The following is an 8,061-nucleotide window of genomic DNA, read 5'->3' as shown; positions in this document are numbered from 1 at the left end:
GCCGCTGGATACGGCAGCACTCCTCCCTGCCGGTGATTATTCTGACCGCGAAAGGCGAGCTGCAGAGTAAGCTGCGCGGCTTCGACCTGGGTGCGGACGACTACATCGTGAAGCCTTTTGACCCGCTGGAACTGGTGGCCCGGGTCAAGGCGGTCCTCCGAAGAACTGGAAACAAACCCGAGCGCATAGAGTTATCCGGTTTAGTTATAGATTTAAGCAGTTATGTAGTGAAAGTGGGGGGTGAGCGGGTGGAATTTACCCCCCGGGAGACCGAACTTTTATATTTCCTGGCCTCCCACCCCAACCGCGTCTTCACCCGCGAGTCTCTCCTGCGGCAACTGTGGGGTTTCAACTTTGAGGGTAACACCCGGACGGTAGATGTGCACATCAACCGGATCCGGGAAAAGCTGGAGCGGTTCTCGTGTGCGTGGCGCATTAAAACCGTGTGGGGTGTGGGCTATAAATTTGTGCTGGAGGGAAAAGATGCGGAAGTGGAGCATTTTTGTTAAGATTCTCCTTCTCGGCCTCGGGATTGCGCTGTTTACCGCTATGGTCTTGAGCCTGGTTCTCTCCTCACTGTTTTCTCATTACTTTTACCGTGAATACGAAACTTCTTTGAAAGGGGACATTCAGGAAGCTGTCAACCTCACCACAAAATATCTTCAGGGGCAGGTCGGGATTAATGCTTATCACCGGGGCATGGAGCTGATCACCCACCTGGAAGGGACCAATTTTTATGTCCTTGATGCGCATGGAAATGTAACTTTCAGCACGGACGTGGATGGCGATTTTATGCCCGGCCGGGATGTGCTTGCAGAGCTTGTGCGGCATGCCCGGGCAGACCAGGTATATACGAGGGTGGTAAGGGACCGGAAACAGCCTTCTCTCGACCTTCTGGTGGCGGCTACGTCTTTTCCGGGAGGTACCATCATCGGCTTCTTTCCCGTGGCCGATATCAGGGAACCTGTTAAAGAAGTCATTCGCCTGGTCTGGCTGGCAGCGCTCGGGACTTTCATCCTGGCCATCGTCCCGACTTATTTATTTTCGCGGCACTTTACGCGGCCTCTTGTCCAGATGAGCCGGATTGCCCTGCTGATGGGGGAAGGGGATTTCAGTGTCCGTGTTCAAATGGAACAGGAGCGCCATGATGAGATCGGACAGCTTGCCCGGGCTTTAAATTTCATGGCCACCGAACTTGAAGCGCTGGAGAAAACCCGCCAGGACTTCCTGGCCAATGTTTCACATGAGTTGAGAACGCCACTTACGTCGGTTCGCGGTTTTGTGCAGGGAATGCTTGACGGGACCATTCCGCCGGCGGAGCACCCTGCTTATCTGGCCAGGGTTTTCTCCGAAACCGGGCGCCTGGCGCACATTGTAGACGATCTTCTCACCCTGGCCCGGCTGAAGAGCGGCCACCTCCGCTTCAACCGGGAAGATCTTCATCCTGAGGAAGTGCTTGCCGATGTGGTGGAAGTATTGACTCCACTCGCCGTTGAAAAACAGGTGGTTCTCGATTTTTCAACCAATGCCGGGGAGCGCAGGACCATCTGCGGCGACCGCTGCCGTCTGGCTCAGGTTTTTACCAATATCATCGACAACGCCATCAAATTTTCGCCTGCAAACAGCACAGTTATCGTGAGAGGCGAATGGAAACCCGGCGGTTTTCATGTCCGGGTGGCAGATGAAGGGCCGGGCATACCACCTGCGGAACTGCCCTACATTTTCGAGCGCTTTTATACGGGCAACCTTTCTTCCGACCGGGAGTACCCCGGTACGGGGCTCGGCCTGGCCATAAGCAAACTCCTGGTGGAAAAACACGGGGGGAAAATAACCGCCGCCAACCGGCCGGGCGGCGGGTGTGAATTCAGCATTTTCCTTCCGGAACACTGGCCGCAGGATTAGCCCGCCCCCTACTTCCGGAGGTGGAAAGGCACCACTGAAACCACCACGTCCTGGTGGAAGATAAAATAAGTCCGCAGGAACCAGCCGGTCTGGTTGTGTAATAGACGGTGCCACCACCTGCGGGTTTCGAACTCCGGGATCAAGATGGTAATAAAGTCTCCGGGCTGGCATTTTTTCCGCAACTGGTTGACAAAGTCGATGATTGGTTCCAGAATCGTCCGGTATGGCGAATACCGGACAACAAGTTCCACGCCGGGGTCCCAGCGCTCCCACTTTTCACGAACTTCCCGGCTGCTCTCTTCGTCCACGCCCACATAAAGGGCGATGACTTCCGGCGAGATAAGCCGGGCATAAGCCAGGGTGTTCTCCACCACCCGGTTGACGCCTGCCACGGGCACCACCACCAGGTTCCTCCCGGCAGGACGCCTCCTACTCCCGCCTCCGTAGCTCTCCCGGGGCAGTCTTAATTGTTCCCGCATGTCCTGGTAGTGACGGTAGATTTTTCGAAACATGGCAATCAACAGCGGAATGGCAACAGCCACCAACCAGGCTCCGTACAGGAATTTGGTTATGGCGATAATTGCCACCACGATGGCGGTGGTGACGGCGCCAATGCCGTTGATCAGTGCCCGGATCTGCCAGCCGGTGCCTTTCTCGCGCCGCCAGTGGATAACCATGCCCGTCTGGGCGATGGTGAAGGAAAGAAAGACGCCCAGGGCGTAAAGGGAAATCAGGTGCCCGGTATTGCCGTAATAGGCGATTATGAACATGGCTGCTATTATGGAAAGCAAAACGATACCGTTTGAAAAAACCAGGCGGTCGCCCCGTGCGGCCAGGTAACGCGGCATGTATCCGTCCCGGGCCAGCAGGGAAAGAAGCGGCGGCAGGCCGTTGTACGCAGTATTGGCGGCCAGATAGAGGATCAACATTGTGGTGATCTGGATGTAGTAGTAGCCCCAGGTATGGCCCATGACGGCGAATGCCAGCTGGGAAAGCATGGTTTGATTGGCCTGCGGGAGGAGGTGGTAGCGCATGTACAGGAAGGTTATGCCGCCGAACATCACTCCCAGGATCAGGGCCATGATATAAGTGGTCTGGCGGGCGTTTTCCACCTCCGGAGGTTGAAACATGGTCACACCGTTGGAAATGGCTTCTACTCCGGTCATGGAGCTGCAGCCACTGGCGAAAGCCCGTAAAATTGCAAAGAGTGCCAGCCCGTTCCATGCAAATTTCATCGAAGCGGGGGGTAAAACAGCCCCTTTCCCTGCCAGGGCCATACAGGTTCCCACAGCCACCAGGATTAGAATACCAAATATAAAAGCGTAGGTCGGAAAGACAAAGACTGTTGATGATTCCCGGACACCGCGCAGGTTTATCAACATGAGCAGGCCAAAGAGCACGCCCAGGTCGATGGCGGTGCGGTAGGGAACGAGCACCGGAAAAGCCGAAATAATGGCATCCGTACCTGAGGAAATGCTTACGGCCACGGTCAGGGTATAATCGATAAACAGGGAAGCTGCAGCAATAAGCGCAACGGTTTCACCCAGGTTCTTTTTGGCCACGGAGTATGAGCCGCCGCCACCCGGGTTGGCCCGGGCCACCTGGGCGTATGAGATGCTGACGATGACCAGCAAACAGAGAATGGCAACCGCAATGGGGCCTGTGAACCCGTATAAGGCGGCTCCAGCGGCCGTCAACACGGCAATGATCTGTTCCGGCCCGTAGGCCACCGAGGAAAGGGCGTCTGACGAAAAGATGGCTAGCGCCTTCCAAACGGGCAGTTTCTCCCGTACCAGACTCTGGTTGGGCAGCGGCGCACCTATTAACAACCTTTTTAAAGTCCTCAACATCTTTCCTCTTACCCCTCACTTTCACCCGCATACAGTCACCGCTTTCCACCTGCAAAACCGGCTCAAAGGTCCTGTGTTTCCTCTCCTGTTTGCAATATCACTCAACTCATTTTAGGGCTGCGTTCTCAAAGAGTCAAAAGCCGGGAAACAACCCGGTGCGGTTCGGGCTGAACGCGTATGCGGGAAAAAGAAAAATAGCTCCTCATCTCAACGGGGGACGTTATTTTTTAAATATTCTTGTCACCGGGCATTTCAACTGAGCCCCATGTATAAAGGGGCCCGACTTTTGGCAATCCTCTTTTTTAGGCTGCCTGATAGCAAAATCGTGGGATGGCAGAAGGAGAGGAGTATACATGGGCAGGTTAGTTAAAAAGCGTTTAAACACATGGACCGTCTTCCTGGCCGCAGGGGTTTTTCTGGCAGCGTGCCTGGTGCCCGGGAGGGTTCCTCTCATGGCCGCACCCGACGAGGCCATTCTCAGCGGTGTATCATACGGCGATATTTCCGGTGTGAGCAAGAGCCTGCCGGCCGGCGAGAGGTACGTGTATCATGTGCGGCCCGGTGATACCCTGGAGGCCATTGCCGGCCGTTTCGGCCTGCCGGTAACCGTCGTGCAGGAAGCAAACGGCATCCACGATGCTGACGTGATCGTGGAGGGGCAGGCACTGCAAATCCCCGGTGTGGTACACGTGCACACCGTCTTGCCCGGCGAAACTCTTTCGGATATTGCCCGGGACTACCAGGTGCCTGTGTCCCGGCTGGTGGACGCCAACGGTTTATGGAATCCGGACCGGCTCGTTCCGGGACAGCAGGTGGCCATTCCAGCCGGGGACGGGGACAACCAGTCTGCGGCAGCCGTGACAGCCGCCCTGCCGGTGAACCAGCTGCTCTGGCCCGTGGTGGGTTGGGTGAGCTCCCCCTTTGGCTGGCGGGACGGCCGGCCCCATGAGGGGGTGGACATCGCCGCGGGGGAGGGCGAACCCATCCGGGCGGTGCGTTCCGGCCGGGTGACCTTTGCCGGTCCCCGGGGTACCTATGGGAACGCGGTCATTATTGACCACGGCCACGGTCTGGAAACCCTCTACGCCCACGCCCAGAAGGTGCTGGTGGAACCGGGGCAGTGGGTGGAAGCCGGGGAGGTTATCGCCCTGGTGGGCAGCACCGGCCGTTCCACCGGCCCCCACCTGCACCTGGAGGTGCGTTTGAACGGCATACCCTATGACCCCCTGTTGTGCCTGACCCGCACCAGAGTATAAAGGCCCGCGCATAAAACGGGTCTTTGCCTTTTAAATGGGTGCGGGCCGGGCTTTGTCATTGACCTGCCCCGGCCCCGTTGCTTATAATGGTGGAGTAGCTTTTGGAACGCATATTACGGGGGTTTTAGCGTGTATCGCCTTGTTTACGCGGACGCCGGGGGCCGCTTTTACGATCATCCTGCCATAAGCGCTGTTGGACGGAGCGGGGACCGGTTTGTGGAGATAACCCCTTCCGATATGATGCCCCTGCCCCGGGGTGCTTCACTGGTCCTGATTCCGGGTGGGAGCCCCGTGGGACTCGACCGGCGGGGCAAATTTGTCCTGGTGAAAGAGGTTGAGGGGACTCCCGTCTTTGCCGTGGCCGCCCTTTTACCCCAGGGCTACACCCGCACCCTTTTGCCGGCGTACCGCAGGCCGGCGGGGGAGAAACCCCTCCCCCGCTTCGGTTATACGGCGGTGGCCTGGCATAAGGACGGGCTCTGGGTTGCCGCCCGGCAGACAGACAACCCCTACCGCTGGGATCCCGGCCATTACAACACGCCGGAACTCGGGCGTTTAATCTCCGAACACCTGGCCCGCCACCCCGGGAACCCGGTCCTGACCCGGCTGGCCCGTTGTGCCCGGGAGTACTCCTGCTTTACCGCCCAGAATATTTTTTACCGGCGCTGGGAGGGGGGAGTGCCCGTTTCCCCCCATTGCAATGCAGGCTGCCTGGGGTGTATATCCAGGCAGCCTGCCGGATGCTGTCCTTCCCCGCAGGACAGGATTCCGTCCACCCCTCCGCTGGAAGCGGTGGTGGAAGTTATGGAAGAGCACCTGGGCAGCGCTCCCGGGGCCATCATCAGTTTCGGCCAGGGGTGCGAGGGAGAGCCGCTGCTGGCTGCCGGTACCATCGCCGCAGCCGTTTCACGTGTGCGGCGTGTGGTATCCCGCGGGACTGTAAATGTAAATACGAATGCCGGCCATACTGCCGGCATGGTACAAATAATAGACAGCGGGGTTGACTCCATAAGGGTGAGTTTAATCAGCGCCAGGCCCGCGATTTACCGCGCCTACCACCGGCCCCGGAATTACGATCTGCGTGACGTACGCCGTTCCATCGTGCTGGCGCGTGAGGCGGGAGTCTTTGTTTCCCTGAACCTCCTGGTCCTGCCTGGCCTGACCGACCGCGAGGAGGAGATAAAAAGCCTCCTGGCCTTTATCCAGGAAACCGGGGTCCAGATGGTGCAGTTGCGCAACCTGAACATAGACCCGGATTACCTCTTCAGCCGCCTCCCCCCGGCCCGGGGAGAACTGGCCGGTATCGGAGGGCTCATCAGCCGGTTGGAGAAAGTGCCGGGCCTCCTGGTGGGGAACTTTACCCGGGAGGTGTAGCCGTGGCGTACCGGTTTTTACCTTCTTTTTTGGCCCGGTACATGGCCCGGTCGGCGGCCAGGATCAGCCCTTCATCGTCCCGGGCGTGGTCCGGGTAAACCGCCACCCCCAGGCTGATGGTCAGCCGTCCTCCCGGCTGCTTTTCACCGTAGAGGAAGGGATGCTTTTCCACCCTCTGGCGAAGTTTTTCGGCTACCGCAGTTGCTCCGGCCAGGTCCGTCTGGGGCAGCAGGATGATAAATTCCTCGCCTCCATAGCGGTAAACCGTATCCATCTCCCGGATGTTGGAGGTAAATAAGCGGGCCAGCTGCCGGAGAATTTCGTCCCCTGCCAGGTGCCCGTTGGTGTCGTTGTAGTTCTTGAAGAAGTCCACATCGGCCATGATTAAAGCCAGGGGGGTGCCGTAACGCCTGGCTCTGGAAAGCTCCCGCTGCAGGTCGAGGGCCAGCTGGCGCCGGTTGTACAGGCCGGTCAGGGGGTCCCGGGTGGCCTGCTGCAGCAGGGTGTCCATGAGCTGCTTGCGGCGGATCAGGGAATGTGTGCGTATCAGCAATTCCCTTTTATCCACCGGCTTGAGCAGGAAATCGTCAGCCCCGCATTCCAGACCGCGGATCCTTTCCTCCCGTCCCTGATGTGAAGTGATGAATACCACCGGTGTGTCCTTCAGGTCCGGGTTCTCCTTTAAAACGCGGCAGACTTCAAAGCCGTCCATGCCGGGCAGGATGACGTCCAGCAGGATGAGGTCGGGTTTCTGCTGCTCGGCTATGCGCAGCGCTTCCCTCCCGTCGGAGGCGGTAATTACTTCCATGCCTCCCCCGGTGAGGTATCCGGCCAGGATCTTGCGCTGCAGGGGGCTGTCCTCCACCAGGAGCACTCTGGCCACCCGCTTGGGTGCCAGGTGCTGGCCGGCGAGTTGCTTCTCCAGCTGGCGCAGGGTAACCATCGATTTCAGTCGCGCGGCCAGTTCCACCCTGTTGATGGGCTTGTGCAGCACCTCGTAAACCCTTGACCATGGGGATTCGGGCAGGCAGTCCTGGTGATTGGTGATCAGAATCACCGGCAGGGTGCCGCCCTGTCCCTGCAAAAAGATGGAAAGGTCGCTGCAATGCTGCTGTGGGCCGAAGGGTTCAAAGATGAGCACGTCCGACCAGCCCCGGCGGATGATCTCTACGGCTTCCTCCTCCCTGGTGGTGATGAGCAGGTTGAACAAATTGTAATCCAGCTGTGAAGCCACGGCCGAGACGGTTTCGCGGCTGCCGGACAGCAACAGTACCAGCGGGTGGATAACAGGTCCTAGCAAATTTAAAAAAACCTCCTGTAAGGGGGGATAAAAAGCCGGTGTTGTAAGAAAAACATTATACCACATAATTACCTTATCATGAAATATCTTTCAGTTCAAGCCCAACAATGCTTGCTTCACATCATTTGTTATGTTATACTAATAAAGTATGCATTAAGATGCGTTTCAGGTCTTAAGCGAGGTGATTTTTCCAATGAAGGAAGGCATCCACCCCAAATATGGGCCGGCGAGAGTAATCTGCGTCTGCGGCAACACCTTTGAAACCGGTTCGACCAAGAAGGAACTCAAGGTTGAAATTTGCTCCAAATGCCACCCCTTCTTCACCGGTTCCCAGAGGACTGTTGAGACAAGGGGGAGGGCGGACCGGTTCCGCAAAAAA

7 protein-coding genes are annotated in these 8,061 nt (G+C 57.8%); 5 read left to right on the top strand and 2 right to left on the bottom strand.

Annotated features, from left to right (window positions below):
• Together ACPLUI_RS08020 and ACPLUI_RS08015 are read left to right on the top strand one after the other, a co-directional pair.
• Window positions 1-509: response regulator transcription factor (locus ACPLUI_RS08020; RefSeq protein WP_424659746.1), on the top strand; the 509-nt coding region annotated here is incomplete at its 5' end.
• On the top strand, window positions 484-1,902 hold the full coding sequence (locus tag ACPLUI_RS08015; protein WP_424659745.1) for a sensor histidine kinase: 1,419 nt from the start codon (window positions 484-486) through the stop codon (window positions 1,900-1,902). The genes ACPLUI_RS08020 and ACPLUI_RS08015, both read left to right, overlap by 26 nt.
• Before the next feature lie 8 nt (window positions 1,903-1,910).
• Here the strand turns inward: ACPLUI_RS08015 and ACPLUI_RS08010 are convergent, their stop codons facing one another.
• Window positions 1,911-3,752: an APC family permease gene (locus ACPLUI_RS08010; protein WP_424659744.1), complete on the bottom strand. Its 1,842-nt coding sequence runs from the start codon at window positions 3,750-3,752 to the stop codon at window positions 1,911-1,913.
• A gap of 353 nt (window positions 3,753-4,105) precedes the next feature.
• On the opposite strand from ACPLUI_RS08010, the gene ACPLUI_RS08005 reads away from it, so the two are divergent.
• Window positions 4,106-5,008: a peptidoglycan DD-metalloendopeptidase family protein gene (locus ACPLUI_RS08005; RefSeq protein WP_424659743.1), complete on the top strand. Its 903-nt coding sequence runs from the start codon at window positions 4,106-4,108 to the stop codon at window positions 5,006-5,008.
• Window positions 5,009-5,137: 129 nt separating this feature from the next.
• On the top strand, window positions 5,138-6,382 hold the full coding sequence (locus ACPLUI_RS08000) for a radical SAM protein (RefSeq protein ID WP_424659742.1): 1,245 nt from the start codon (window positions 5,138-5,140) through the stop codon (window positions 6,380-6,382).
• Here the strand turns inward: ACPLUI_RS08000 and ACPLUI_RS07995 are convergent.
• The gene (locus ACPLUI_RS07995) at window positions 6,366-7,682 is read right to left on the bottom strand and encodes a diguanylate cyclase (protein ID WP_424659741.1); all 1,317 of its coding nucleotides are present in this window, start codon (window positions 7,680-7,682) and stop codon (window positions 6,366-6,368) included. The genes ACPLUI_RS08000 and ACPLUI_RS07995 overlap by 17 nt on opposite strands.
• A 193-nt stretch (window positions 7,683-7,875) precedes the next feature.
• Between ACPLUI_RS07995 and rpmE the strand changes: the two genes are divergently transcribed.
• Window positions 7,876-8,061 (top strand): 50S ribosomal protein L31 (gene rpmE, locus ACPLUI_RS07990; RefSeq protein WP_424659740.1); only part of this gene is annotated, 186 nt, incomplete at its 3' end.

Origin of the sequence: Desulfofundulus sp. (genome assembly GCF_049701015.1) — a bacterium.
In the GTDB taxonomy this organism is placed as follows: domain Bacteria; phylum Bacillota; class Desulfotomaculia; order Desulfotomaculales; family Desulfovirgulaceae; genus Desulfofundulus.
This window is presented reverse-complemented; position numbering and strand designations above follow the sequence as displayed.

What these genes read in the sequence shown, in the direction of transcription:
- ACPLUI_RS08015 (WP_424659745.1), top strand. Translation starts at nt 484, where the DNA reads ATGCGGAAGTGGAGCATTTTTGTTAAGATTCTCCTTCTCGGCCTCGGG.
- ACPLUI_RS08010 (WP_424659744.1), bottom strand. Translation starts at nt 3,752, where the DNA reads ATGTTGAGGACTTTAAAAAGGTTGTTAATAGGTGCGCCGCTGCCCAAC.
- ACPLUI_RS08005 (WP_424659743.1), top strand. Translation starts at nt 4,106, where the DNA reads ATGGGCAGGTTAGTTAAAAAGCGTTTAAACACATGGACCGTCTTCCTG.